The sequence below is a fragment of the Cellulosimicrobium protaetiae genome (genome assembly GCF_009708005.2).
Lineage (GTDB): Bacteria > Actinomycetota > Actinomycetes > Actinomycetales > Cellulomonadaceae > Cellulosimicrobium > Cellulosimicrobium protaetiae.
On record NZ_CP052757.1, the window covers coordinates 2,727,855 to 2,754,092 of the forward strand.

Consider the following 26,238-nt stretch of genomic DNA (forward strand, 5'->3'; position numbering starts at 1 on the left):
GGGGACTCCTGTGGTCGATTCCGAGTGGTCCGCGGTGGTGGCCCGGCCGGACGGCCGGGCCACCACGGGGTCGGGGTCAGCCGAGGCCGGCCTCGCTCTGGACGCGCTGCCCGGCCTCCTCGACCGCCGCGTCGACGGCCGTCGAGCCGGACATCACGGCCGAGTGGAGGTCGTTGAGGATGTTCTGGACGATGGCGGTCTGGGTCGCGACCGGGTTCTCAGGACGGGTGTCGTGCGTCGAGAACGCGAACTTCGACAGGTCGTCGCCGGGCACGCCGTCGAGCGCGAAGAAGGTCTCCGTGACCGCGTCGTTGGTGAGCGCGGGGGTGATCCCGATCTCGGCGAGCGCCTGCGCGCCCTCCTCGCCGGCCGCGAACGCGAGGAAGTCCTTCGCGGCGGCGACCTTCGCCTCGTCGACCTTGGGGTTGATGCCGAGGCCGGTCGGGTCGCCGAAGGTCACCGGCGTGGCGTCGGTGCCCGTGGTCGAGGCGTCGGCCTGCGGGATCGGCGCGATGCCCCACTCGAACTCGTTGGCCTCGCCCGACGCCTGCTGCGCGATGAGGGTCGCGGTGTACCACGTGCCCATGGGCAGCATCGCGGCCTTCTGCAGCCCGAACTCACCCTGGTAGGTCAGGGTGTTCGTCGTGATCGTGCCGAAGTCCACCTGCGCGCCGGCGTCCTGCAGGGCCAGGGCGCGCTCGTAGTACGGCGCGAGGTAGGAGTAGTCGCCCGAGAGCAGGTCGGCGTCCTCGCCCTGGGCGAGCGCGAAGCCCTGGACCGTCGACTGCCAGTTGTGGAGGTAGGTGCCCTTCACCCCGTCGCCGGAGAGCGCCGCGGAGATGTCCTGCGCGGCCTGGTCGTAGTCGTCCCACGTCCACGACCCGTCGGGCTCGGCGACGCCCGCCTGCGCGAAGAGGTCCTTGTCGTAGTACAGGACCCACGAGTCCTGGCGATACGGCACCGCGTACGACTTGCCGTCCTCGGCCTCGTACTGGTCCAGGCCGCCCGTCGCCGGGTCCAGCTCGCCCACGACGTCGGACACGTCGAGGAGCTGCGCGCCGTTCGAGTAGGTCACGAAGTCCTTGAGGTTCTTCAGGACGTACACGTCGGGCGCGGTGCCCGCGGCGAGGTCGGCGGTCATTGCCGTGGCGTAGTCGTTGCCCGCGGGGTACTCGACGACGTCGACCGTCACGTCGGGGTTCGCCTCGTGGTAGGCGTCGGCGAGGGTCTGGAACTCCGGCGTGGAGTCGAGGCTCCAGCCCGCCAGGGTGAGGGTGACGGGGCCGTCGGCCGTCGTCTCCGCACCACCGTCGGCGCCACCGCCGCAGGCCGTCAGGGTCAGGGCGACGGCGGCGGTGGCACCGATCGCGATCGGGGTCGTGCGCTTCATTCCTTGCTCTCCTTCGAGTTCGGCGGCCCGACGTCGGGCCTGGTCCCGGCCCGGCTCCAGTCGCCGGTCGGGGTCGTCCGTGGGTGTGTCAGGGCAGGTCGGTGAGGGTCCGCTCGCCGTCCGGCCAGTGCACGACGGCAGCTCGGCCTGCCGCCGTGAGCTCGGGTGCCGGCACCGTGCGGCGCGGGACCGAGGGGAACGTGTCGCGGGGCGGGCCCGCGAGGGTGAGGAGCACGGCGCGCCAGCGTCCGGGCTCGACGGGCAGGTCGACCACGTCCACCGTGGACCGCGGGCCCAGCGGTGAGGCGTCGCCGCGGTGCTCGCGCCGTACGGCCGGGGCACCCGGCCCCAGCGCCACGACGTCGGTGACGAGCCCGTCGCCCGCGACGACGGGCCAGCCGCCCACGCGCAGACGCAGGTCGTGAGGGTCGAGGCCTGCGGCGAGCTCGTCGACGCGCACGAGGCGCACCTCCCACGGCCCGCGCACGAACGAGACCACCGTGAGCGTGGCCGCGTCGGTCGCGACGCCCGGCAGCCCGGAGCCGTGGTCGCGCCCGTCCGTGTCGGCGTCGAGCCAGTGCGCGCGCGCCACGGAGCCCGAGACGCCGACGGGCACCCGGCCCGCGCTGTCGTCGACGCGCGTGTCGAGCGAGCGCCAGCCCGTGCGGTGCGTCGCGCGGCCGGCCGCGTCGACGAGCGTGACGCTCTGGTCGACGGGCGAGACGCGGCTCGCGAGGTCGGACCACGGCGCGGTCGCGGTCGAGTAGCCGAGGCGGGCGTAGAGCGGGGAGTCGCCGACGCGGTCGCCCTCGCGGGCGTGGTCGGTGCCGTGGTTGACGACGCGCACGACGCCGTCGGCGCGCGTCCCGCTGACGACCCAGCCGGGGGCGGCGACGGCGCGCAGCACGTCGCCGCGCTCGACGGGCAGCGGTTCCTCGGGCGTCGTCCACGCCGGGTGGTCGGCGGGCAGGGCGAGCCCGAGCAGACCCTTGCTCGCCCAGTACGGCGAGCCCGGACCGCTGTACGACTGCGAGATCGGCAGCCACTCGTGGTGCCAGCCCTGCGTGAGCAGGCCCCGCGCGTCGGGCGCGCCGTGGCGTGCGAAGTGGTCGACGACGCCGGACGCCGCACGGCGCAGCAGCCCGGGCGAGTGCGACGGGACGTCGGCGATCGCGCCGACCCAGAACGGGGCGGCCGCGGCGAAGCGGTAGGTGAGCGAGCGCCCCTGCAGGAGCGGCGAGCCGTCGGCGCCGACGAGCGCGAGCGCGTCGTCGAGGAAGCGGTCGAGGAGCTGCACGTCGCGCTCGCGGCGCGGCGCGGCGAGGTCCTCGGCGCCCCGCATGCGGGCCCACAGCGTGGGGTACAGGTGCAGCGCCCAGCCGGCGTAGTGGTCGTAGGACCGCTCGTCGCCGTCGGCGAGCCAGCCGTCGGCGCGCACGAACGTGTCGTGCGTGGCGAGGTCCTCGGCCATCTCGTCGAGCGAGTGCGGGCCGCCGACGGAGCGCAGGAAGGTCTGCACGACGAGGCGGAACCAGACCCAGTTGATGCGCGGGTAGGTGTCGTCGCCGACGGCCTCCGCGAGGTAGTCGACGAGCTGCTCCTGCACGAGCGGCGACAGCCCGTCCCAGATCCACTCGCGCGTGAGGTCGAGCACGAGCGCGAGCGACGCGGCCTCGACCTTGGCCTGCGCGTGCTCCGAGAGGCGCAGCCACCGGTCGGGCGCGTGCGGGTCGGAGCCGGCGGCGAGGCCCTCGGCGTACCACTGGGCGTACCCGTGCGGGTCGGCGCCACGCTCGCCGGCGAGGCGGAACCCGGCGAGCAGGAACGTTCGCGCGAACCCCTCGAGGCCGTCGACCGCGCGGCCGTACCCGCCCTCGGGGCCGGGCAGCGTGATGCGGGCGTGCCCGGGGGAGGCGTAGGGGAGCGCGGACGCGAGCAGGTGGTCGCCGAACGCCGCCCACCGCGCACGGTCCCACCCGGTGAGGGGGTTCGTGGGGAGCGAGGCGGTCGGCTGCGACCGCGTGCTCTCGAACGTCATCGTGTCCTCCGTCGTGCGCCGTGCCTCCGTGCGCGGCGGTCTGTCGTGCTCGTGATGCGGGTCACGGTGTGTGACCGCTCACCGAACACGTTCGGAGTCAATCGCTCAGAAACGGACGCTGTCAAGTGCGTGCCTATTCTGTTATGATCGTTTCTGATCGTGCTACCGCCTCGACGGAGAGAGATGTTCACGCCCTTCACCGGCCCGCTCGCCGCGGCCTTCGACGGCCGGACCGGCGACGCCCCCGCGCGCCGCGACGCCCTCGCGTCCCTGCTCGTCGACCCCGCGCACGCCCTGCCCGTCCCGCCCGCGACCGACCGATCGGCCTGGTCGCGGGGCGAGGGGCGCGCCGACCGCGAGACCGTGGCGGCGGTGCTGGCCCGGGCGCGCGACGACCTCGGCACGCCGTGGCCGCTGCCGCTCGCGAGCACCGCCGCGCGGCTGCACCGCGACGGCAACCGGACGGCGCACGAGGAGCTGGTCTTCACCCGTCAGCAGCGTCTGTCGCGCGCGGTCGTTGCGGCCGCCGTCACGGGCGAGGACGTCTGGCTCGACGAGGTCGCCGACGGCGTGTTGGCACTGTGCGAGCAGTCGTCGTGGTGCTGGCCGGCGCACGACGACGCGTTCGCGACCCGCGGCTGGGTCGTCCCGGACACGGACCGCCCCTACCTCGACCTCGGCGCCGGGGAGGTGGTCGGCCAGCTCGCCTGGACCGACCACGTGCTCGGCGACCTCCTCCAGGTGCGCTACCCGGGCCTGCGCGAGCGCGTGCGGGCCGAGGCACGACGCCGCGTGGTCGATCCCTTCGTCGAGCGGCGCGACTGGCACTGGATCGGCCTCGACGGCGACGTGCACAACTGGAACCCCTGGATCCACGGCAACGTCCTCGTGGCTGCCCTGCGCCTGCTCGACGACCCCGCCGACGCCGCGCTGCGCGCGCACGTCGTGGAGCTCGCGGTCGAGGGCCTGGACCGGTACGTCGCCGTCCTGCCCGTCGACGGCGCGATCGACGAGGGCTACGAGTACTGGTGGAACGGTGCGTGCCGGGCGCTGGAGGCCCTCGACGTGCTCGCGCACGCCACCGGCGGCGCGCTCGACGCGCTCGACCCGGCGGCCCCCGTGCGCGCGCTGCGGGCGACCGTCGCGTTCCCGCACCGCATGCACCTGGGCGGCGACTGGTACCTCGACCTCGCCGACGGGCGCGCGCGCCCGCCGGTCGAGCAGCCCTGGCACGCGCTGCACCGTGCCGCGCGCCGGGCCGGCGACGAGGACGCGCGCCGCCACGCGGCGTCGTACCGGGTGCCGGGCGCACCCGTCGCGGACGAGACCGCGGGCCTGGCGCGGCTCCTGCGCGCCCTGACTGACGACGCGTGGCTCGCCGCGGCGCCGGCCGCGGCGCCCCTGCCGCGCGACGTGTGGCTCGGCTCCACGCAGGTGCTCCTCGCGCGCGAGCGCGCCGGCAGCCCACGCGGGCTGACGCTGGCGGTCAAGGGCGGGCACAACGGCGAGCACCACAACCACAACGACGTCGGCTCGTTCGTCGTCGCGACCGACGGGGTGCCCGTCCTCGTCGACGCGGGCCGCCCCACGTACACGGCGCAGACGTTCGGGCCCGACCGGTACGCGATCTGGACCATGCAGAGCTCGTGGCACAACGTGCCCGAGGTCGCGGGCACCCCGCAGGAGGCAGGTGAGCGGTTCGCCGCGCGCGACGTGGCCGTGGGGGACGGCGAGCTGTCGCTCGACCTCGCGGGCGCGTACCCGGTCCTCGGGCCGGCGTCGTGGCGCCGGGCCGCGCGGCTCGAGCGCGACGCCACGCCCGTCCGGGTCGTGGTCGACGACGAGTGGGACCTCGGCCCGGCCGCGTCGGCCGTCGTGCACCTCGTGCTCGCGGGCGACGTGAGGACCGCGCCCGGCGAGGCGCGCGTCGTCCCGCTCGACGGCGCGACCCCCGTCGTCGTGCGCTGGCCCGCGGACGTCCCGGTCGACGTGACCGTGCGCGAGCTCGACGACCCCATGCTCACCGGTGTCTGGGGCGAGCGCCTGACGCGCCTCGCGCTCGACGCGACCGGCCGCGGACGCCTGCGGGTCGTCGTCGAGCAGGACGACACGCCGGGGCCTGCGACGCCCAGGACGCCCGCCGGGGGGCTGACCACCGGCATCATCGACCCGACCGGTGGCACCGATGCCGCCGGGACCACCCAGGAGGGGGCACCGTGACCACGGAGGAGATGCAGCGGGCACCGCTCGCCGCGGAGCGCCGGGCGCACCTGCTCGCGTCGCTCGAGCGCGACGGCGTCGTGCGCGTCGCGGACCTGACGGAGGAGCTCGGCGTGACGGCCGTGACCGTCCGCCGCGACATCGCCCAGCTCGAGCGCGAGGGCCTCCTGGCCCGCGTGCACGGCGGCGCGGTGCCGGTGGACGGCAAGGAAGGGACGCCCGACCGCGCCCCGACCGCGACGATCGGCGTGCTCGTGCCGTCGCTCGACTACTACTGGCCGGGCGTCGTGCGCGGCATGGAGGAGGAGGCGCGCCGGCACGGGCTGCGGGTCGTGCTGCGGGGGTCGTCGTACGAGGCGGCGGACGAGCGTCCGGCGCTCGAACGCCTCGTCGCGGCGGAGAACCTGCGCGGCCTCGTGCTTGCGCCCCGCACCGACAGCCCGCACGCGCAGGAGCTCGTGCAGTGGCTCGCGCGCACCGAGGTGCCGTCCGTGCTCGTCGAGCGCGAGGCCGCGCTCGCGCCGCACCGCGAGGCGCTCGAGTCCGTGGTCTCCGACCACGCGCTCGGGGCGCTCATGGCCGTCCACCACCTCGCGGACCTCGGCCACCGGCGGGTCGGCCTCGTCATCTCCCGGCAGTCCCCGACGTCGCGCAAGATCGCGGCCGGCTGGCGCGCGGCGTGCGCCGACCTCGGCCTGTCGTCCGAGGAGCACTTCGAACGGCTCGCCCCGGACCGTCACCGGCCCGAGTTCGCGAAGGCGATCGAGGAGGTCGTCGACACGGCCGTCGCCTCCGGCACCACGGCGCTGCTGGCGCACTCCGACCCGGAGGCGTTCGCGATCGTGCAGAACGCGCAGGACCGCGGGCTCTCCGTCCCGGGCGACCTCTCGGTCGTCTCCTACGACGACGAGGTCGCCGGTCTCTTCAGCCCCGCGCTCACCGCGGTGCGCCCACCGCGGGCCGCCGTCGGGCACGCCGCCGTCGACCTGCTGGCGCGGCGGCTCGCCGACCCGTCGCGACCGGTGCACCGCGTCGCGATCAGCCCGAGGCTCGTGGTGCGGGAGTCGACCGGTCCCGTCGCACCCTCGGCACGCCGGACCTGACCCGACCCGTCCCGGGTACGGCTCACCCCTCGCACCCAGGTCGGGGCGAGGGGTGAGCCGCATCGGACGGTCTGTGCCGGTCCCGTGGCCGGGCCCGGCGCGGGACTCAGCAGGTGGGCGCCGGGTGGGCGACCTCCTCGACGCTCTCGCGGTCGTCGTCGCCCGTCGTGCGGGCGGTCACGGTCGCGGTGCCCTCGGTGGGCGTCGACCGCACGGCGAACGACTGGTACGCGCTCGTACCGGGCGCGACGGCCGTGAACGACCTGGACCCGTACGCGGTCTCGACGTCGACGTCGAGCGCGACGTCGTCGTCGTTGGTCACGCGCACCGCGAGGTACGGCTTGCCCGCGAGGCAGCGCGTCTCGACGACGGCGGTCGTGGCGACCCCGAGGTCGGCCACCTCGCCCGCGACGGCGACCCACGACAGGACCGGTGCCTCGGTGCCGCCGTCGTTCGCCACGGAGTACGTGACGACCGTCTGCTCGGTGAGCGTGAACTCGCCCGAGAGCACCTGCGAGCGCCCGAGGCTGCCGTTGGGGAACGCGACCTTGCCGACGGGCATCGTGACGGCCTGGCCGTCGGCCCCGGTCCACGAGACCGAGGTCTGCATGTTCCGTGCCTTGCCGCTGCCCACGTTCCACCACTCGGTGTGGCCCGAGGACACGGTGTACGTGCCCGCGGGGAGCGTGAACCGGTACTGCAGCGGCGTGGCCGCGCCGGAGGTGTACCAGCCCGTCTCGCGCGTCTTGTCGTACGGGGACTGGTTCAGCAGGCCCTTCGCGGAGTAGCTCGCGACCCGGCCCCAGCCGCGGTCGGCCGACCACGCGGCGTCGGCCTCGGCGTTGCGCAGCGCGCCGCCCGCGGCCTCGACGTGGCTCTTCACGGCGCCGAACGCCGAGGACGCCGGGACGGCGGGGGCGTTCGCGTCGACGAAGTACCGGACGCCGTCCGGCACGACCTCGACCTGGGCGGAGACGGCGAGCGACTCGTTGTCGACGAATGTCCCCGTGACGGTCGCCATCGCGTACGGGGTGTCGAACGCGCCCGCGGGCACGAACCACTCGACGGGGGCGTCGATCGTCGTGCCGGCCTGCGACGTCGCGCGGACCGTGGCGGGCAGCTCGGGCGCCTCGCCGACCGTGGTCGCGAGGCGCGCGACGGGCGTCGCGACCGTGACCGGCGTCGTCTCCGGGTCGGTGACGACCGGGTCCGCGCCGCCGACGAGCACGTCGACGCCGTCGAGCGTGAACGTGCCGCTGCGCACCGTGACGGTCACGGTGTGCGGCGTCGACCCGTCGAGGCCGCGCTGCCAGTACGACGTCTGGCGGTCGCCGGTCGCGCCGACGTCCACCGTGCGCACCGGCTGGTCGTCGACCGCGACGTCGATCGTCGCGGCGGCCGTCGCGCCGAACAGGTTGAACCCGGTGCCCTCGACCTCGAAGACGGCCGAGCGCCCCGCGGACAGCACGTGCTGCGTGCGGTTGAGGTGCGCGTAGCCGGCCTGCGTGTACGAGAAGCCGCCGGGGTAGGCGATGCGCGAGTCGGCGTCGTCGATCTTCGTCGACTCCCACGCCTGGCCCTCGATCGGGGTGATCGCCAGGTCGTCGTACTCGGTGTTGTAGTAGCCGCTCACGAGCGAGACGCGGCCCGTGAGGACCGGGTTCGCGCTCGCGTCGACGTAGCGGGCGAGCGGCTCGCCGTCGAGCGTGACGGTGATGACGGTGTCGCGCGCCTCGACGGACAGCGCGTGCCACGCGTCGGCGTCGAACCCCGCGACCGTGCCCGACGCGACCGCGGTGCCGAGCTTGCGCAGCTGCCACGACCCGTCGGCGTGGACGCGCACCGCGTACGTCGCGAGGTCCTCGCCCGTGGGCAGGAGCTGGCGCACGCCGAGGCCCGCGAAGTTCGCGAGCGACGCGTCGCGCACCTGCGTGTCGAGCCGGAAGTCGACGGACGCCGTGTAGTTCGCCCACGAGTGGTCGCCCAGCTGGGTGGCCGGGGGAGCGGTGGACGGGCGGTCCTGCGCGTGGCTGCCCCACACGTCCCACGTGAAGCCGCGGTTCTCGGCGTGGATCTTCTGCACGAGCACGTTGCCGCGCTCGCCGTCGCGCTCCTCGACCTCGAACGCACCGTTCTGGTCGGCCGTGTACCGCGGCGAGCCGCCGCGGCGCTCGACGTAGCCCATCGACGTGCCGTGGACGTCGGTCTCCGGGTAGCCGGCGTACTCGAAGTCGTCGGTGTACGGCAGCTCGAGCACGGTGTCCTGCACCGGGGAGGCGTAGTCGGCGCGGTCGTAGGCCTGCGTGGTGCCCTCGACGCCGAGGGGCAGGGTCGAGAGCGTCTGGATCGAGTAGGGCGCGATCTCGACCTGGTAGACCGCGTACTCCGTGCCGTCGACGGTCTCCGTGCGCACCGGCTCGACGTGGCCCGTGGGCCGCAGCCAGTTCGCGTCGTACTTCTCGTCGGCGTCCGGGCCGCGCGTCTCCCACACCGTCAGGGGCCGCGGCTCGCCGAGGTTGGCGACCTTGACCTCGAAGTGGCGCGCGGTCTTCGTGTTGTTCGCGTGCACCTGCGTGAAGTCCGGCTCGCCGCCGTCCGCGGCGGGCGTGCGCAGCGTCATGTACGTGCGGGTCGAGGTGTCGACGTTCGTGCCGCCGTCGCCCTTGGTCCCGTCGCCGTACGTGGCGCCCTCGACGTACTCCCAGCCGGTCTCGGCGAACTGGTGGAAGTGCCGCACGAGCGCGACGCCGACGCCGCCCTCGTAGTAGCCCGACCACGGGTCGGACGCGCGGACGAGGTGCTTGGGCGAGTACTGCGTGCCCTCGTACATCGCGCTCACCGCGGGCTGGAACAGGAACGACGTCATGTGCGCCGGGTGCTCGCCCGCGCCGCTCCAGCGGTAGGCGTTGATGAACCGGTCCGCGATGTCGACGGCGCCCACGGTGCCGCCGAGGCCGCCGCGCGCGGGGTCGGCGTTGACGCGGTACTCGGGGTCGATCATCGGGGCGACGCCCTCGGAGTACAGCACCTCCATGCCGTACTCCTTGTTGAGGCGCGTGAGGTTCGGCCCGCCGGCGATGTCGTAGTGGTAGCCGATCGCGTCGACCTGCTCGAGCGCGGCCGGGCTCGCGAGGATCGCCGCGGCGACGGGCTCGACGTTGCGGTACGTGTCGAGCGCGACGATCTTGATGTCGCCGTAGTCGTAGCGCGCGTCCTCGGCCTCGGCGTCCTCCTCGAGGCGCTCGGCGAAGTCGACCACCCACGCGAGCTCGGGCGCGATCGAGGCCTGGCGGAAGCTGCCGCCGACCTCGTTCTGCGACGGGGACATGTAGTCGAACTCGACGCCGTACGTGTCGTACGCGGCGTCGATCGTCTCCTTGTACCACTGGTAGCGCAGGTCGGGGTCGGTCTTCGTCCACGACGGCTCGCCCCAGCGCAGGGCCTCGGTCTCGATGTCGGGGTTGATCGACAGCGCGTCCGCGATGAAGTGGAACCCGGAGCCGCGCAGGACGTTGGCGGGCTCGTCGGCGCTGCGCTTCGTCGCGGGCTCGGTGCCCGAGGACGTGTTGTTGTCCGCGCCGAGCTCGACCTTGATGTGCTTGAGGCCTGCGCCCGTCTCGGGGTCGAAGATGAGGCGCATGATGCGCCAGTACGCCTCGGGGTTCTCCTCCTTGTAGTCGAGCAGGAGGTTGCCCGTGTTGTTGCACGACACGGAGCCGAAGCCGCCGAACACGTTGTACGGCGTGCCGTCCGTGCGGCGCTCGACGTCCTCGCCGTCGACGAGGATCTGCGCCCAGTCGATCGAGGGGTCGTCGAAGCGCAGCTCGGGCAGGTCCGCGGGGACGGCGGAGGCGGCGGGCGCCGGGGCGTCCGGCGTCGACGCCGCGGGGGCGGCCGCGGCGAGCCCGGTGACGGCCAGCGCGAGCGCGGTCGTCACGGCCGTCGCCGCGCGCGCGGATCGGCGCCCGGGCGGTGCGTGGAGTCTCATGGTCTTGCCTTCCTGCCGCCGTCGTCGGCGGCGCGTGGGGACGGGTGCGGACCCGGGCCGGCGCGGTGCGCGCCGGCCCGGGCCTGCGGTCGGGCTCAGCCGCAGTGCGCGGCGGAGGTCGTGAGGTCGTGCCGGACGTCCACGCGCTCGCCGTCGACGACGGCGCTCGCGGTGACGGTCACGGCGTGCGCGCCGGTGCCGACGGCGCGCGTCGCGAACGACTGGTACGCGTTCTTCCCGGGGGCGACGGCCGCGACCGTGCGGGAGCCGAACGGCGTCGTGAGGGTCACGTCGACCGGCACCGTGTCGTCGTTCGTCGCGCGCACCGCGACGTACGCCGAGCCGGCGAGGCACCGCACCTCGGCGTGGGCGACGACGGCGAGCCCCGGCTCGGGGGCGGGGACCGTGCCCGGGATCGTCAGCTCGCCGATCTTCAGGTACGACCCGGGCGTGTCGAACGTCAGGCGCAGCGAGTCGGTCGTGACCGCGTCGAACGCGACCGAGGTGCGCGAGCCGTTCGGCCCGGGCGTGACGGCGCTCGCGGTCGTGGGCAGCCAGCGGCCGTCCGCGTCGCGGTGCTCGACGGTGACGCCCGTGATCGTGCCCTCGGTGTTGGTGAGGTGCACGGCGTCGACGCTCCAGGCCTGGGCGGCGGTCGCGGTGAAGGTCACGCGGTCCTTCTTGCCCGTGCCGCCGGCCCACGTGGACCACGCGGTCGCGGGGTCCCCGTCGCACGCGAGCGCGGCGGGCATCGTGCCCCACTCGGTCTGGTGGAACGACGCGCTCACGGTGGTCCCGGGCTCGCGGCACACGTCCACAGGGCCGTCGACCTGGACGGTCGCCGTGACGTACCGGCCCGCGAGGGGGCCGTCGCCGGCGACGTGCCCGACGAGCGCGTGGGTGCCCCTCGCGGCGAACGCGGCGTCGAGGCTCGTGGTGCTCCAGTCGGCGGCGAGGCCGTCGTACCGGTTGCCGTCGACCGTGACGTCGAACGTCGGGTCGAACGTGTCGCGCTCGTCGACGTGGGCGGTGAAACTCAGCGGCTCGACGGGCTCGAGCGGGTGGAACAGGGTCGTGTTCGCGGGGTCCCAGTCCCCGACGTTCTCGACCGTGACCCGGCCGTCGTCGCTCACCTGGATCGGCGCCCACACGTACCGTGAGCCCTCGCCCGCCGAGCCGGTCCCCGCGTCGACCGCCCAGCGGTCGCCCATGTACGCGAAGCGGCCCTCCTCCTGGTCGATCGTCAGGACGAACGTCGGCTGGGAGTCGAAGCAGCGCGTCGGGTCGGCCGTGCCGACGCCGGTGCGCGCGGCGTCGCCGACGCACGGGTTGCGCGGCTCGAGCCGCTCCCACTGCCCGGTGGACGGGTGCCGGTCGTTGTTCCCGACGACGGCCTCGGTCGGCGTGATCATCGAGCGCGACCGGTAGCCGACGACGGGCGTCGAGGCCCAGCCGTCGGTGCCCGACGTGAGCATGTAGTACCAGCCGTCGTGCTTGAACACGCTGGAGGCCTCACGCGAGAAGTCCGGCAGCACGCGGTGAGAGAAGTCCTCGCCGAGCACGGCGTGGTCGCCCTCGGCGAGCGGGCCCGTGTACTCGGCGTTGAGCCGGGACACGTACATCCACTTGTTCATCTCGGAGGAGTAGACGGCGTACGCGTCGTCGGCGACCGGGTCGACGGCGTGCTCGCCCGCGTCCTGGAACACCGTCATGTCACGCGAGTCGCCCTCGCGGCCGGTGTTCGGGACGCCCTGCGCCCAGTTCATCTTCGTCGTGCTGACGAGCTTGAACGGGCCCCACGGCGTGTCGGACGTCGCGAACCCGATCTCGGCGCGCGAGTAGCGCGAGCCGATGTTGCGGTCCGCCGGGTCGCCGCCCGCGCGCACCCAGCGCACGAGGTCCGCGTTGTCGGGCAGCGGTCCGTCGGCGTGGTAGATGATGACGAACTTGCGGGTCTTGGCGTTCCAGAGCATCTTCGGACGCTCCATGATGTTGATGTTGCCGTTGAGGCGGTAGGTCGCGTTCGACAGCGCCGTCTCGTCGTACGTGGCGGCGACGCCCGCGGCCTCGTCGGCCCACGTCGCGACGTACGGCGCGACGACGTCCTTCGCGGCGTCGATCTGCGCCTGCGTGGACGTCGCGTCGGGCGCGGTCTTGTTCGCGACCGCCTTGAGCGCCTCGACCTTCGCCGGGTCGACCTCGACCGCCGTGCCAGCGGCGTTCACGCGCAGCGTGAGCTGCTGGTGGCTCGGCAGCACGAGGCCCATGTCGTGCCACGTCGTGAGGTCCGTGGACCAGTAGCCGCGCACGCCGTCGACGGGCCGTGTCGCGTGCGTCTTGTCCTCGCCGTACCAGAGGTGGACCTCCTGGTCGGTGTTCCCGTCACCGGTGATGTCGAGGCCGACCTCGGCCTCGCGCACCGTGACGACGGAGCCGCCGTGGGCCCTGATCGCGTCACCGTCGGTGTCGGTCCAGACCGTGCCGTCGGGGGCGGGGACGGTCCCCGCCGCCGCGCCTGGGCTCGCGGTGGTCGCGACCGGAGTGGTCGTCGGTGCCGTGGCTGCCGTGGCGGGAGCGACGGCGAGCGTCGCGCCGACCGCGAGGGCGGTCGCGGCGGCATGGATCGGGCCGGGGCGTCGGCGGTGACGTGGTGGTCGACGGTCGGGTGCGGCAGCGGGCACGAGGATCTCCTTCGATCATCCGTTGCGGCACGTCGCGATCATCGATGATCGAATGTGTTTGATTACGTGCTGCAACGTTCGTTCGTGTCCGAAAGTAGAGGGAGGGAGAGAGGGGGTCAACCGGGTTCGACAACGTGAAGCGAAACGAACACGCCGACTCCGCGGGTGCCCCCAGGTCAGCCGCGGGCAGCTCTCCCGTACGGTCGGTGCGTGATCACCCACGACGAGGTCCGGGCGCGTTCCGCCGCGGCCGACGACACGTACCCGCTGCTCACGCTCGACGAGTTCTTCGACGGCAACGCGCAGGAGGACTCGATCGCGCCGAACCAGTGGGGCTTCGGCCGCCCGCCGCTGGCCGAGATCGCGCGCAGGCTGCGTGAGCTGGAGCGGGACGACGCCGTGGCCTGGGTGCGGGTGCAGCTCCACGAGGAGACGTTCGAGGACTCCGTCGAGGACGTGCTCGCGGAGGGCGTCGCGGTGTGCACCACGCTGGACGAGAGGGTCGTGGACGAGCGGCTCGACGCCGAGGAGCTGCAGTACGACGGAGCGTTCGAGGGGTTCGTGTACGACGAGCAGGCCTTCACGCAGGTCCCGGCCGTGCCCGAGGGGTACCGGGTGCTGTCGCTCGTCTGGGACTGACGGGCTGCTGGCACGGCCGCGCGTCCTCGCGGTCGGCCCGCCGGCGTCGCCGTAGGGTCGGTGGCCATGACCGACCTCCCGCTCGCCCCCAGCCAGGACGCCTTCCCGACCCACGTCTTCGACGCCTTCGGTGTCCCTCCGGCCGTGCTGGACGAACGCATCGGCGGCTCGGTCATGGTCGTGGCCAAGCAGCCGGTCGACGGTCCTCTCACCCTCCTCACGGCGGGTGTCTCCCGGCTGCCGGTCGACGCCGGTCCGCCGGTCGAGCTGGCGGTCGAGGTCGTCGAGGGCCAGGAGGGCGCCGCGCTCGTCGCCCTGCGGATCGTGTGCGACGACATCGCCGTCAACCGTCGCACCCCACCTTTCGAGACACCGTGGCGCAACCGGGAGCCGTTCCTGTCCGGGACGCGGATCTCGGCGATCATGGCGACGGGCTCGCGGTGGGGCGCCGCGCTGGACGACGTGCTCGACCCGGCGGGGGACGTGGTCGGCCACGTCCGTACCTTGCGGCTGCTCACCGACGCGGAGGCGCAGACCGCCTCGAGCGTCGGGTGGTCGGGTCTCGTCGAGCAGGTCGGGTCGGTCGACGCCCTCCTCGACGTCACCCGCGCGTGAGGACGCCCGGCCCGACGGCGGCCGGACCCGGGAGGGGGCCGGCCGCCGTCGGGCAGCACGTCACCTGACCGTCGCGGCCTGGCTCAGCCGAGCGGGCCGTAGAGCGCCGGGGAGGTCCGGGCGTGCGTCGCCTGCTCGAGCGCGAACGCGAGGCCGAGGAGCGGGCCCTCGTCGAAGTCACGCCCGAGCAGCTCGAGGTTGACGCCGCCGCCCGTGACGGTGGCGTCGGCCGCCGTCGCCTGGCCGATCGGCACCGTCACGGCGGGGAGGCCAGTGTTGGGGCTGAGCCGCAGGTTGGTGCCGATGGTCCCGTACGGGTTCGCGCTGGGGTAGACGAGCGCGTCGAGGTCGGCGTCGTCGAGCATCGCGGTGACGAGCTGCTTGCCCTCGGCGAGCACCTTCGTGTGCGAGCCCTCGGGCCCGGCCCACGCCTGGTACGTCTCCTCGGTGATCGCGGCGCGCGACACGTAGGTGCTGCGCCGCGACGGGACGAAGCGACCCGACTCGACGATGCCCTCCAGCGACCGTGCCTCGACCTCGGGGGCGAGGTGGCCCGCGACGTACGCGTCGAGGTCGTGCCGGAACTCGTTGGTCGAGCCCGAGCCCTCGCTCAGCACGCTCGCGAACCCGTTCGGGAGCACGGGCGACCAGGTCGTGGGGGGCGTGACCTCGACCACGGTGGCGCCCAGCGACTCGAGCGTGGCCCGGGTCTGCGTCCACAGGCGCAGGGTCGTGGCGTTGCTCCCCAGCATGGACGGCACGTAGCCGATGCGGGCGCCGTCGAGCGCGTCCGCGTCCAGGTACTGCGTGTACGAGGCGGGGACCGCGCCCTCCTGGCGCGACGTCACAGGGTCCGCCGGGTCGACGCCCACGACCGCGTCGAGCGCGACGGCCGCGTCGAGGATGCTACGGGCCATCGGCCCGCCCGTGTCCTGGCTCAGCGCGAGCGGGATGATCCCGTCCCGGCTCGCGAGGCCCACGGTCGGGCGCACGCCCACGAGCTGGTTGTACGACGACGGCACGCGGATCGAGCCGCCCGTGTCCGTGCCGAACCCGAGCCCTGCGAGGTTCGCGGCGATCGCCGCGCCCGTGCCGCCGCTCGACCCGCCGGCCGTGCGGCTCGTGACGTACGGGCTCGCGACGAGCGTGCTCGTCCCCGCGTCCTGGTACGACGAGAACTCGGACACGAAGCCGAACGCGAACTCGTCGAGGCTCGCCTTGGCCAGGACCACAGCCCCGTCGGCGCGCAGCCCCTCGACCATCGTCGCGTCCGTGGCGGTCTGGTTGCCGTCCCAGCACCCGCAGCCGCCGGTCGTGGGCATGTCCTTCGTGTCGTAGTTGTCCTTGACGGCGACGGGCACGCCGAGGAGCAGGCTCGTCATGCCGTCCGCGGCCCGTGCCGCGTCCGCGCGCGCAGCGGCCTCGAGCGCGACGTCGCTCGTCGTGATGATCGAGTGCAGGGGTCGCCCGCCCGCGCCCGTGTCGACGAGCGTCGTGTCGTAGGCAGCGATGCGGTCCAGGTACTCCTGGGTGATCGCGACCGACGAGGTGACCCCGGCGTTCATCGCCTCCTGCATGTCGAGCACCGAGGCCTCGACGAGCTCGAATGGCCCGTCGTCGTAGATCATCCGCTGGGAGACGGCCGCGAGGTCCGCGACGGTGATCGTGCCGTCGCGGTCCGTGTCGGCCGCCGCGGCGTCGTCCCACGCGGCGTCGTCGGCCGTCGCGCCGAGCGCCGCCGCGACGACGTCGAGGTCGTCGGCGGTCACCTGCTCGTCGCCCGTGAGGTCGAGCTCGGTCCAGTACGGCGCGAGGAACGGCGCGGCGGCGGGTGCCGCCGTCGCGGCGGGAGCCGCGGCGACGGTCAGCACGAGGGCGGTGACGGTGAGCGCGGCGAGACCGCCCGCCGCGGCTCGTCGGTGGGTGGTGGGCACGGGCTGCTCCTTCGTGGTGAGGGGCCGTCGGTGAGCGCGGACGGCGGGTGCGCCGGTCGTCGGGTCAGGGCTCATCGGGAGGCCACCGCCCGGCGACGTGCCCAGAGGATCCCGGCGCCCACCACGACGGCGAGGAGCGCGGCGCCCGCGAACCAGGCGACGCTCGCGCCCGTCGAGGCGAGCGAGCCCGAGCCGGCCGAGGTCGACGGCGAGTCGGACGCGTCGTCGGTCCCGGGGGCGGTCGTGCCGTCACCGGTCGGGGGCGCGGAGGTCGCGCCGTCCGTCGGGTCGTCGGTGGGTGGCGCCGTCGTGACGGCCGTGACGGTCGTCGTGGCGGACGCGGCATCGGTGAGCGACGCGGTCGCGGCGTCGGCGCCGACGAGGGTGGCAGCCGGGACGGCGAACGGGGCGTCGCCGTCGGCCACGGCGGTGAACGTGAGCGTCGCGAGCGTGACGTCGCCCTCGAGACCGGGGGACGTGCCGAGCCGCGTGTGCGCGACGGCGACGGTCCCGGCCCCGTCGTCGGCGACGTCGGAGAACCCGCCGTCGGGCATGACCGCGGAGTCCGCGACGAGCTCGACGAGGTCGGGGTCGTAGGAGACCGCCAGGTCGTAGGCGTAGAGGTCGACGGCGCCGGTCGCAGCGACGGTCACCGTGACCGGGGCGCCCACTTCGACGCTCGACGGCCCGTCGAGGGTCACGTCGGAGACGGACGGTGCGGCGTGCGCGGGGGCGGTGAGGGCGGTCGCGGCGACCGCCAGGCCGCCGACGAGCGCGGCGCGCCGGCCGAGCCGTCGGCGCGAGGAGGAGTGGGTCATGGAGGAGCTGGTCCTTCCTCGGGCGCGCGCCGACTGCGCGCACGACCGTGGTGGTGGTGGAGCCCCCTGCCGGGACCGATGCTCACAAGAGCCTGTTTCCCGGGCGTTTCACGACGGTTAGCGCGAGCAACGAAGCGCGTCTCGGTCCGGTCACGGCCGCCGCGCGGGCCCCGGGGAGGTCGTCGTCGCGCGTCGTCCCGGCCGGCTCAGCCGAGGACCGGTGGCGCGTCCGCGCGCACCTCGGGATCGGGGATCCGTCGCATGCGCAGCGCGGCGACCACGCCGAGCAGTCCCGCGACGAGCGGGACGAGGAGCGCGACCTGGAGCGCGCGGGCCCGGACGTCGTCGTTGATGCGGAGGATCTCGGCCTGCACCTCGGGCGGCTCGTCGGCGAGGAGCTCGACGAGCTGGGCGTCGCTCATGATCTCGGCGTCGTCCTCGAGCACGGCCGCGACCTGCGCCTTGTCGTCCGGGGGCAGGACGGTGCTCGACCCGGCCTGCGCGCTGAAGCCCGTGGCGAGCGACGCGAGCATCACGGCGCCCGCGACGGCGAGGCCGAGCGAGAGCCCGAACGACCCCGCGGCGGAGCTGACACCGGCTGCCTCGCTCGCTCGTTCCTCCGGGACGGGGGAGAGCGTGTACGCGTTGAGCTGCGAGACGAGCAGACCGAGCCCCGCGCCCGCGACGACGAGCGGTAGCGCGAGCCACCAGCCCGACGTCGCGCGCGGCACCACCAGGACGGCTGCCGCGATCCCGAGGACGAGCAGCGCGAACCCGGCGAGCACGCGCGTGGCCGGGCGGCGTCGACCGGGGCGCTTGCCCGCGACGAGCGCGGCGGCGAACATCGTCAGCGACAACGGCGCGAGCGAGAGGCCCGCCAGGAGGGCGTCGTAGCCGAGCGCCATCTGGAGGAAGATCGGCAGGGCGATCATGGCGCCGCCGAGCGCGACCTGCTGCAGGAGCTGCTGCGAGACGCCGATGCGGAACGCGGGGGAGCGGAACAGACCGGGGTCCACGAGCGTCGTCCGACCGGCCCGCTCGCGGCGCACGAGCCAGACGGCGAGGCCGACCAGTCCCGCCGCCCCGACGAGGACGAGCGCGCCGACCGCCTCCCCGCCCTCCTGCCACACGAGGACGCCGAGCACGATCCCGCCCATCCCCACGACCGACAGGATCGTCCCCACCACGTCCACGGTGCGGTCGCCGGTGTACGGGACGTCGCGCACGAGCCGCACGCCCAGGAGCACCACGACGATCACCACGGCCTCGAGCCCGAAGGCCACGCGCCACGACAGCGTCGTCGTGATGACGCCGCCGAGCAGCGGCCCGACGGCCGCCGCGATCGACGCCGCAGCGCCCACGAGCGCGTAGGCGGACTTGCGCGCGGCGCCGTCGAAGTTGCCGTGCACGAGCGACTGCATGGCCGGGAGCAGCAGCGCGGCCCCCAGGCCGCCGATGACCGACCAGAAGACCACGACCACGACGAGGTTCTGCGCGAGCATCATCGCGACCGCACCCGCCCCGTACGCGAGGAGCCCGACGACGTACGCCCGGCGGCGCCCGACGAGGTCGCCCACCTTGCTGCCCACGAGGATGAACGACGCGGACACGAGCGCCTCGAGCGCGATCGCGGTCTGCACCCCGCTCACGGTCGTGCCCAGGTCGCGCACGACGGCCGAGATCGACACGTTCATGAACGACGTGTCGACGACGAGGACGAACATCGCGGCCGCGAGGAGCAGCGCGAGACGCCGGGCGGCCGCGGTCGGCCGACCGGCGGTGTTCTCGGTGCTCTGCTCCACGTCGACCCCCGTCCGCCGTCCATGCTCACGGGCCGCGCGGCACCCGCGCCTCACCCGTCGAGGGTGCTCCCGCTGCCCGGGCGCCGCGACGCGCGCGGTGCCACCATCGGCCTATGGCTGCTGACGGGTGGCGTTCTCGCCACGTCGACGTGGACGGGCACGACGTCTTCGTGCGGATCGGGCCGGACGTGCCGGGCGCCGTCCCGATCGTCCACGTGCACGGCTTCGCCGTCTCCGGCACGTACCTCCTCCCGACCGCGGAACGCCTCGCGCACCGCGCGACCGCCGTCGTGCCGGACCTGCCCGGCTACGGGCGCAGCGAGCGGTGGGGGCACACCCTCGGGATCCCCTCGCTCGCCTGGGCGCTGCTCTCGCTGCTCGACGCGCTCGAGCTCGACCGGGTGATCCTCGTCGGCAACTCGATGGGCGGCCCGATCGGCCTCGAGGTCGCGCACGCCGCACCCGAGCGCGTCGCGGGCATCGTGCTCGCGTCCCCGGCCGGAGGCGTGCACAACCAGCCGTTCGCGCGCGCGCTCACCCAGCTCGCGCGCGACGCCGGCCGGGAGAGCCCGCGCATGGCGCGCATCGCCGTGCCCGACTACGCCCGCTTCGGTGCCGTCAACGCGCTGCACCTGTTCGCCGAGCTCGTCCGGTTCCCGTCGCTCGAGCGCATCGTCCGCGTGCCCGTCCCGACGCTCGGGGTCGTCGGCACACGGGACCCGCTCATGCCACCGCCCCGGCGCGTGCGTGAGGTCGGCACGCTCGCGCCCCCGCACGTGACGATCGTCGCGATCGACGGCGCCGCCCACGCCATGAACTTCAGCCACCCCGGCGAGCTGGCCCACGTCATCGAGTGCTGGCTCGACGGGCGCGAGATCACCGACGACCCCGACCAGCCGGGCGTCTCCCGCGTGCTCCAGATCGCCCAGGGCTCCGGCCCGGTCGTCTGACAGTCACGTCTGTTGGCGCCCCGGGCTAGCCTGCGGACGTGGCGATCACGTGGGCGCAGGCCCTCGCTTGGCGCGCGCGGCGGCACCTGCTCGACCCGGTCGGCGACGAACCGGCCGAGGGGGTCGTCGGGCGGCTGGGCGCCGTCCCGGCGGCCTCCGACGACGTGGCCGAGCTCGCGGTCCGCGTCCGGCAGCGCGCGTCCGAGGCGGGCGAGGTCGGGCGGGCGCTCGCGGACGGGAGCCTCGTGCGCACCTACGCGTTCCGCGGGGCGACGCACCTCGTCACGCCCGAGGACGGCGGCGCGTACCTGGCGCTGCGCTGGGCGGGCCGCATGTGGGAGCGCGCGAGCTGGCGGGAGTACTACCGGCTCGAGCCCGAGGACTGGCCCGGCCTGCGCGCCGTCGTGCGCGACGCCCTGGCGGACGGCCCGCTCACGCGGTCCGCGCTGGGCGACGCCGTTGCGGCGCACGCGCGGTTCGCCCACCTGCGACCGTCGTTCGGCGACGGGACGGACACGCTGCTCAAGCCGCTCACGTGGTTCGGCGACATGAGCTTCGCGCCCGCGCGCGACGGGCGCACGACGTTCCAGCGCCTCGACACCAACCCGCGCTGGGTCGACTGGCCCGACCTCGACGCCGCGGGCCGGCACGCGATCCTCGCGTACCTTGGCACGTACGGACCCGCGACGCCCGAGCACGTGCACTACTGGCTCGGGCAGGGACTAGGCGCCGGCCGTGCCCGCCTGAACCGGTGGCTGGCGGAGCTGCGCGACGACGCGCTCGTCGAGGTCGACGTCGAGGGCGACCGCGCCCTCGTGCTTCGCGAGCACGTCGACGAGCTCGCGGGCACGCGCGCGTCGGAGGCGGTGCTGTTCCTTCCCGCGCTCGACCAGTGGGTGCTCGGCCCCGGCACCGCGGACCCGAACGTCGTGCCACCGGCGCACCGCGGCGTGGTGAGCCGCGGGGCGGCCGTCGTCACCGTTGGCGGGGTCGTCGCGGGGACGTGGGCGCTCGCGGGCGAGGAGGTGCGCGTCACGTGGTTCGACGGCGTTCGCGCGCCCGACGACGCCCTCGCCGGGGCGGTCGCACGGCTGGGTAGTGTGCTCGGGCGGGACCTGCGCGCCGCGTGACGGAGCGTGCAGGGCGGCGGAGGGAGTGGCAGGTGGCGACGACTGGCGGGATCGAGCTGAGCACGGACGACCTGCGGGAGGTCACCGGGTACGCGGCCCGGTGCGCGGAGCAGGTGCTGGAGATCGTCGAGGCGGTGCGGCCGGACGACGTCCGTCCCCGCGAGGCGGTCGACGCGGCGTGGGCCTTCGCCCGTGGCGGCCCGCGGGGCAAGGCTTTGCGGGACACCGCGTGGGCGGCGCTCCGGGCCGCCAAGGAGGCGGAGCAGCCGGACGCCGCCGAGGCCGCGCGAGCCGCGATGGCGGCGGCGGGTGCCGCGTACCTGCACCCGATCGCCGACGCCCACCAGGTGAAGCACATCCTCGGTTCGGCAGCCCACGCGGCGCACGCCGCGCAGCTCGCCGCGGGCGGGGACGAGTCTGCTGCCGTCGCCCGACTCGTCGCGGCGCGGTCGTTCACGACGTCCGCGCTCGTGGACGTGCTGCGCCGCTACCCGCCGGCGCCCGGCGGCGGTGGCCGGGTGGGCGAGCTGGTCCGCCTGCTGGACGCGTCACTCCGGGACGGCGAGCGCCGATGAGTTCCTCCCACGCGGCGGGTCGTTGCGGATGACCCTCGTCGGGCGGCGTGCGCCGGTCGGCACCGACAACGCGGAGGACACCATGACGACCACGCCCAGCAGCCCGGCCGCCTCCCTGCCCGGACGACCGCCCGTCGTCGACCTCGCGACCTGGCAGGCCGCCCGGGACGAGCTCCTCGTGCGAGAGAAGGCGCACACCCACGAGGGCGACGCCATCGCGGCGGCGCGCCGCCGGCTGCCCATGGTGGAGATCGACGGGTCGGTCGAGGTCGTCGGCCCGGACGGCCCGGTGCCGTTCCTCGACCTGTTCGAGGGCCGGGACGAGCTCGTGGTCTACCAGCACATGTGGCACGACGGCGCGCCGCACCAGGGGCAGTGCGAGGGCTGCACCTGGACGGCGTGGCACCTGCGGGACGCCGTCTACCTCAACGCGCGCGGCGTCTCCTTCGCGATCCTCACGATCGGCCGGTGGGAGGAGGTCGAGCCCTACGTCGAGTTCATGAGCTACACCCAGCCCTGGTACTCGGTCCACGGGCTGGAGGAGCCGGTCGGGGGAGAGATGGGCTACGTGAGCTGCTTCCTGCGCGACGGCGACCGCGTCTTCCTCACGTACCGGTCGACGGGACGCGGCAACGAGCCGACGAGCCCCCACTTCGCCCTGCTCGACATGACGCCCTACGGACGCGGCGAGGCGTGGGAGGACAACCCCGATGGCTGGCCCGAGGGTCGGGACGTCTGCTGGTACTGGCGCTCCGACGCCGACGGCGTCGCCTCCTGGGGCGAGACCACGCGCCCGGTGCCGCAGTGGACGCGTCCGGGCGCGACCCCGGTGGAGAGTCTCGGCCGGACGGGGCACCACCACTGAGGCGGGCCTTGGGGCGCGCTCAGCGACGGCGGATCCCCTGCGCGAAGACGTCGAGGACGGCGAGGATCCCGTCGTGCTGCCACACGCGGTTCCGTCGGAGGCCGCTGCGCTCTCGGAGGACGCCCGCGTCGGTGAGCTGGCTCAGCGCGCGCTGCGCGGTCACGTCCTGGAAGCCCAGGTGGTCGCGGAGGAAGGTGGCGTTGACCACCGGGTGGGCGACGAGGTGCGGGACGACCTTCCAGGCGGAAGCCTGCGGGCGCAGACCGGAGAGACGGTCCCTTGCGTCGGTGACCTGTGCCGCGAGGTCGTCGACGAGCCGCGCGCCGGCGGTCGCGGCGAACCTGCTCGCACGCGTGAGCTGCTCCACGATCGGCCAGGCGTTCCCGGCGCGGTAGGCGGTCAGGGCGTCGAAGTAGGCCTCGGTGTCCACGAGCAGACCGGCGGAGACCGGAGCGATCGTGTTCCGGGTCAGTCCCTTCGAGCGGAGCATGGCGTGCACGAGGGCCCGCCCGGTGCGTCCGTTGCCGTCCGTGAACGGGTGGATCGTCTCGAGCTGGGCGTGCGCGACGGCTGCCTGGACCAGGACGGGGAGGTCTTCCCGGCGGATGAAGGCGACGAGGTCGGCCATGGCTGCGGGCACCAGCGCGGGCTGTGGCCCGACGTGCGTCGCTCCCCGCGGGCTGATGCTCGACGATCCGACCCAGACGAGGGTGCTCCGGTATCGGCCCGCGTGGAGCTCCCACCCGGGCTGCCCTTCGAGAAGCTCGCGGTGCATCGTGAGGATCGAGTCCTCGTCGAGCCTGTCGGCGAGGTCCAGCGCCGCCTGCACGGCGCGCACGTTCGCGACGACGGTGCGTGCGTTGGCGCTCGTCGTCTGGTCGATCTCGGCGAGCGCGAGCTGCTTGGCACCGACGGTCAGGTTCTCGATCTGCGACGAGGAGGCCGACTCGGTGCGCAGCAGGATCGATGCCATCGGTCCGAGCGCGGGGTTCTCCGGGCCGAGCGTCGCGCTCGCGTACGAGTCGAAGCGTGCGAGGGCGGCCGCTGCCTCCTCGGCGTCGGCGGACTGCTGCGGAGAGAGTGCGGGAGCGTAGTCCGCGATGGGGGCGGGGACGCTCGACTCGTACGGACCCGAGCCGGTGGCGACCTGGGCACGGAGTCGTTCTCGGCCACCCAGTAGTGGGTCTCGCGGGCGACGGGTGCGATGTCGAGTGCGTCACGTGCCTCCACGCGGTCTACCTTACTTACAGTTTCGGCGAAAATGTAAGTAAGGATGGTGCTGAAGCGTCGCTTGAGGGTTGCCGCGCGGATGTGGCGAGCGCCACGGGCGTGCGGTGCGACTCCGGTCGATGTTGCGCACCAGATAGATGCATCATGTATCTATGCCTCGAACGACCAGCGGTTCTGCCACGGAGCAGGCCTACCGGCACGTGAAGTCCCTCGTCCTGGACGGCAGCCTGCCCGGCGGGTCCATGACGAGCGAGGGCGAGATCGCCGAGCGGCTCGGCATGAGCCGTACGCCTGTGCGCGAGGCGTTCCTGCGGCTGGAGACCGAGGGGCTGTTGCGCCTGTACCCGAAGCGGGGCGCGCTCGTCGTGCCCGTCGCGCCGGGGGAGGCGGACGACGTGCTCGACGCGCGCCTGCTCGTCGAGACCCACGCGGCGCAGAGCGTGGTCCGACTGCCCGACACGGAGCTCGCCACCCTCGTCGCGCTCCTGCGTGACCTCGTCACCGCCCAGGAGGCGGCGGTCGCGGACGGCGACGTCGCGGAGTACGCGACGCTCGACGCGCGCTTCCACCAGGAGATCGTCGCGGCGGGCGGCAACGCGCTCCTCACGACGTTCTCCGTGGGCCTGCGCGAACGACAGCAGCGCATGATCGCGCACAGCGTCCGGTGGGACCCGGGCCGTGCGAAGACGTTCGTCGCCGGGCACCGCGCCCTCGTCGACGCGCTCGAGGTGCGCGACACCCGCACCTACAAGCGCCGCATCCAGCGCCACCTTGAGGACGCGAGGGCGGGCCTGTGAGCGCGGCGACGCCCGTGTCCACCTCGGCGTCGACGTCCGCGTCGTCCTCTGCGTCGTCCTCGGTGGCGACCGAGGGCGAGACGGCCGCGTCCGTGCACGGAGCGGGGGCCGCCGTCGGGCCACGTGCCTGGGTGGCCGTCGCGGCGGTCATGTTCGCCGTCGCGTGGGGCGGCAACGAGTTCACGCCGCTGCTCGTCATGTATCGGGAGGTTGGACACTTCTCGGCCGTGACGGTCGACGCGCTGCTCGCCGCGTACGTGCTCGGCATCGTCCCGGCGCTGCTGCTCGGCGGACCGCTGTCCGACCGTTACGGGCGCCGGCCGTTGTTGCTGCCTGCCGCGCCGATCGCCCTCGTCGGGTCGCTCGTGCTCGCGGCGGGGGAGTCGTCCGCGGCGCTGCTCGCGACGGGCCGCGTGCTCTGCGGCGTCGCGCTCGGGCTCGTGATGGCGGTCGGCACCACCTGGGTCAAGGAGCTCACCGACGCCGCGGCGGTCGCGTCCGGGGTGCCTGACGGCGGATCCGGCGCTCGCCGCGCGGGCCTCGCCCTCACGCTGGGGTTCCTCGTCGGGGCGGGCGTCGCGGCGGTGCTCGCGCAGTGGGCGCCCTGGCCCACGCACACGGCGTACGTGCTGCACGCGGCGCTCGCGGCCGTCGCGGGCGTGTGGGTGCTCGGGGTGCCGGAGACGCGTGTCGTCTCGGCCGGTGGCGAGCGCGGGCGCCTGCGGGACGACCTGCGCGTGCCGGCCGTCGCGCACCGGAGGTTCCTGCGCGTCGTGGTGCCGGTCGCGCCGTGGGTGTTCGGGTGCGCCGGCAGTGCGTACGCGGTGCTGCCGGGGCTGCTGTCGACGAGCGCGGGGAGCGCGCCGATCGCGTTCTCCGGGCTCATGACCGTGCTGGGGCTCGGCTGCGGCGTCGGGATCCAGGTGCTCGGGCGCCTCATCGACACCCGGCACAGCGCGCGGGCATCCGTCGTGGCGATGTCGATCGTCGTGGTCGGGATGGGGCTCGGTGCGCTCGCGTCCGCGCGGCTCGACCTCCCGACGGCGCTCGTCGCCGCTGCGGTGCTCGGGGCCGGGTACGGGCTCGCGCTCGTCGCCGGGCTGAGCGAGGTCCAGCGCATCGCGACGCCCGACGACCTCGCCGGGCTCACGGCCGTGTACTACTCGCTGACGTACGTCGGGTTCTGCGTGCCGGTCGTGCTCGCGGCGCTGTCGGTGCGGTGGACGTACACCCAGATGTTCCTCGGCGGGCTGGTCATCGCCGCCGTGTGCCTCGCGATCGTCGCGAGCGCATGGCGCGCCCATCTGCCGACGGGGGAGCAGGGCGCCGGCACCGGTGTGCCCGGCGAGACCGACCGCACAGCCCCGACCGGGGCAAACGGTGCGCTGGAGACGTCGCGGATGGGGTAGAGTATCCGAGGCTTCACGGGGTCCGATCCGCACTCCATATGGACTTCTAAGCTC

General features: G+C 74.2%; 18 protein-coding genes. 10 read left to right on the forward strand and 8 right to left on the reverse strand.

Annotation, left to right across the window (positions count from 1 at the left end; genetic code table 11):
* Positions 1-76: 76 nt before the first annotated feature.
* Together FIC82_RS11525 and FIC82_RS11530 are read right to left on the reverse strand one after the other, a co-directional pair.
* On the reverse strand, positions 77-1,390 hold the full coding sequence (locus tag FIC82_RS11525) for an ABC transporter substrate-binding protein (protein ID WP_154798638.1): 1,314 nt from the start codon (positions 1,388-1,390) through the stop codon (positions 77-79).
* A gap of 88 nt (positions 1,391-1,478) precedes the next feature.
* Positions 1,479-3,428 (reverse strand): DUF2264 domain-containing protein, encoded by a 1,950-nt coding sequence (locus FIC82_RS11530; RefSeq protein WP_154798639.1) that lies wholly within the window; start codon positions 3,426-3,428, stop codon positions 1,479-1,481.
* Positions 3,429-3,611: 183 nt separating this feature from the next.
* On the opposite strand from FIC82_RS11530, the gene FIC82_RS11535 reads away from it, so the two are divergent.
* Both FIC82_RS11535 and FIC82_RS11540 read left to right on the forward strand, forming a co-directional pair.
* On the forward strand, positions 3,612-5,648 hold the full coding sequence (locus tag FIC82_RS11535; protein ID WP_154798640.1) for a heparinase II/III domain-containing protein: 2,037 nt from the start codon (positions 3,612-3,614) through the stop codon (positions 5,646-5,648).
* Positions 5,645-6,751 carry a substrate-binding domain-containing protein gene (locus FIC82_RS11540; protein ID WP_253691073.1) on the forward strand — a complete coding sequence of 369 codons (1,107 nt, stop codon included), beginning with the start codon at positions 5,645-5,647 and terminating at the stop codon, positions 6,749-6,751. Before FIC82_RS11535 ends, FIC82_RS11540 begins: the two co-directional genes overlap by 4 nt.
* 106 nt (positions 6,752-6,857) lie before the next feature.
* On the opposite strand, the gene FIC82_RS11545 is transcribed toward FIC82_RS11540, so the two are convergent.
* A complete protein-coding gene (locus tag FIC82_RS11545; protein ID WP_154798641.1) occupies positions 6,858-10,739 on the reverse strand; it encodes a glycoside hydrolase family 30 protein in 3,882 nt (1,293 codons plus the stop codon).
* A 95-nt stretch (positions 10,740-10,834) separates the two neighbouring features.
* The gene (locus FIC82_RS11550) at positions 10,835-13,420 is read right to left on the reverse strand and encodes a glycoside hydrolase family 43 protein (protein ID WP_154798642.1); all 2,586 of its coding nucleotides are present in this window, start codon (positions 13,418-13,420) and stop codon (positions 10,835-10,837) included.
* Between the two features lie 210 nt (positions 13,421-13,630).
* On the opposite strand from FIC82_RS11550, the gene FIC82_RS11555 reads away from it, so the two are divergent.
* Together FIC82_RS11555 and FIC82_RS11560 are read left to right on the forward strand one after the other, a co-directional pair.
* Positions 13,631-14,059, forward strand: a complete 429-nt coding sequence (locus tag FIC82_RS11555) for a hypothetical protein (protein WP_154798643.1) — start codon at positions 13,631-13,633, stop codon at positions 14,057-14,059.
* A gap of 66 nt (positions 14,060-14,125) precedes the next feature.
* Entirely contained in the window at positions 14,126-14,674 is a 549-nt protein-coding gene (locus FIC82_RS11560; protein ID WP_154798644.1) for a suppressor of fused domain protein, read from the forward strand.
* 83 nt (positions 14,675-14,757) lie between these two features.
* Here FIC82_RS11560 and FIC82_RS11565 read toward each other — a convergent pair whose 3' ends face one another.
* The 3 genes from FIC82_RS11565 to FIC82_RS11575 all read right to left on the reverse strand — a co-directional run bounded on the left by FIC82_RS11565 (position 14,758) and on the right by FIC82_RS11575 (position 19,150).
* Positions 14,758-16,608: an amidase family protein gene (locus FIC82_RS11565; RefSeq protein ID WP_253691074.1), complete on the reverse strand. Its 1,851-nt coding sequence runs from the start codon at positions 16,606-16,608 to the stop codon at positions 14,758-14,760.
* A 71-nt stretch (positions 16,609-16,679) separates the two neighbouring features.
* Entirely contained in the window at positions 16,680-17,426 is a 747-nt protein-coding gene (locus FIC82_RS11570; RefSeq protein WP_154798646.1) for a cohesin domain-containing protein, read from the reverse strand.
* Between the two features lie 206 nt (positions 17,427-17,632).
* The gene (locus FIC82_RS11575; RefSeq protein WP_154800160.1) at positions 17,633-19,150 is read right to left on the reverse strand and encodes an MFS transporter; all 1,518 of its coding nucleotides are present in this window, start codon (positions 19,148-19,150) and stop codon (positions 17,633-17,635) included.
* 191 nt (positions 19,151-19,341) lie between these two features.
* On the opposite strand from FIC82_RS11575, the gene FIC82_RS11580 reads away from it, so the two are divergent.
* The 4 genes from FIC82_RS11580 to FIC82_RS11595 all read left to right on the forward strand — a co-directional run bounded on the left by FIC82_RS11580 (position 19,342) and on the right by FIC82_RS11595 (position 22,748).
* On the forward strand, positions 19,342-20,178 hold the full coding sequence (locus FIC82_RS11580) for an alpha/beta fold hydrolase (RefSeq protein ID WP_154798647.1): 837 nt from the start codon (positions 19,342-19,344) through the stop codon (positions 20,176-20,178).
* A gap of 38 nt (positions 20,179-20,216) precedes the next feature.
* Positions 20,217-21,308, forward strand: coding sequence for a DNA glycosylase AlkZ-like family protein (locus FIC82_RS11585; RefSeq protein WP_168731779.1), 1,092 nt, complete (start codon positions 20,217-20,219; stop codon positions 21,306-21,308).
* A 32-nt stretch (positions 21,309-21,340) separates the two neighbouring features.
* Positions 21,341-21,883 (forward strand): putative immunity protein, encoded by a 543-nt coding sequence (locus FIC82_RS11590; RefSeq protein ID WP_168731780.1) that lies wholly within the window; start codon positions 21,341-21,343, stop codon positions 21,881-21,883.
* Positions 21,884-21,965: 82 nt separating this feature from the next.
* Positions 21,966-22,748 (forward strand): DUF899 family protein, encoded by a 783-nt coding sequence (locus FIC82_RS11595; RefSeq protein WP_154798648.1) that lies wholly within the window; start codon positions 21,966-21,968, stop codon positions 22,746-22,748.
* Positions 22,749-22,767: 19 nt separating this feature from the next.
* Here FIC82_RS11595 and FIC82_RS11600 read toward each other — a convergent pair whose 3' ends face one another.
* On the reverse strand, positions 22,768-23,925 hold the full coding sequence (locus FIC82_RS11600; RefSeq protein ID WP_154798649.1) for a Fic family protein: 1,158 nt from the start codon (positions 23,923-23,925) through the stop codon (positions 22,768-22,770).
* Positions 23,926-24,130: 205 nt separating this feature from the next.
* Here FIC82_RS11600 and FIC82_RS11605 point away from each other — a divergent pair, with 205 nt between their 5' ends.
* Entirely contained in the window at positions 24,131-24,775 is a 645-nt protein-coding gene (locus tag FIC82_RS11605) for a GntR family transcriptional regulator (RefSeq protein ID WP_154798650.1), read from the forward strand.
* Positions 24,772-26,184 (forward strand): MFS transporter, encoded by a 1,413-nt coding sequence (locus FIC82_RS11610; RefSeq protein WP_253691075.1) that lies wholly within the window; start codon positions 24,772-24,774, stop codon positions 26,182-26,184. The genes FIC82_RS11605 and FIC82_RS11610 overlap by 4 nt, the downstream gene beginning before the upstream one ends.
* Positions 26,185-26,238: the final 54 nt, after the last annotated feature.

Bases quoted from the DNA above. Each gene is read 5' to 3' on its own strand.
- FIC82_RS11525 (WP_154798638.1), bottom strand. From the start codon at position 1,390: ATGAAGCGCACGACCCCGATCGCGATCGGTGCCACCGCCGCCGTCGCC.
- FIC82_RS11530 (WP_154798639.1), bottom strand. From the start codon at position 3,428: ATGACGTTCGAGAGCACGCGGTCGCAGCCGACCGCCTCGCTCCCCACG.
- FIC82_RS11535 (WP_154798640.1), top strand. From the start codon at position 3,612: ATGTTCACGCCCTTCACCGGCCCGCTCGCCGCGGCCTTCGACGGCCGG.
- FIC82_RS11545 (WP_154798641.1), bottom strand. From the start codon at position 10,739: ATGAGACTCCACGCACCGCCCGGGCGCCGATCCGCGCGCGCGGCGACG.
- FIC82_RS11560 (WP_154798644.1), top strand. From the start codon at position 14,126: ATGACCGACCTCCCGCTCGCCCCCAGCCAGGACGCCTTCCCGACCCAC.
- FIC82_RS11570 (WP_154798646.1), bottom strand. From the start codon at position 17,426: ATGACCCACTCCTCCTCGCGCCGACGGCTCGGCCGGCGCGCCGCGCTC.
- FIC82_RS11575 (WP_154800160.1), bottom strand. From the start codon at position 19,150: ATGTTCGTCCTCGTCGTCGACACGTCGTTCATGAACGTGTCGATCTCG.
- FIC82_RS11580 (WP_154798647.1), top strand. From the start codon at position 19,342: ATGGCTGCTGACGGGTGGCGTTCTCGCCACGTCGACGTGGACGGGCAC.
- FIC82_RS11595 (WP_154798648.1), top strand. From the start codon at position 21,966: ATGACGACCACGCCCAGCAGCCCGGCCGCCTCCCTGCCCGGACGACCG.
- FIC82_RS11605 (WP_154798650.1), top strand. From the start codon at position 24,131: ATGCCTCGAACGACCAGCGGTTCTGCCACGGAGCAGGCCTACCGGCAC.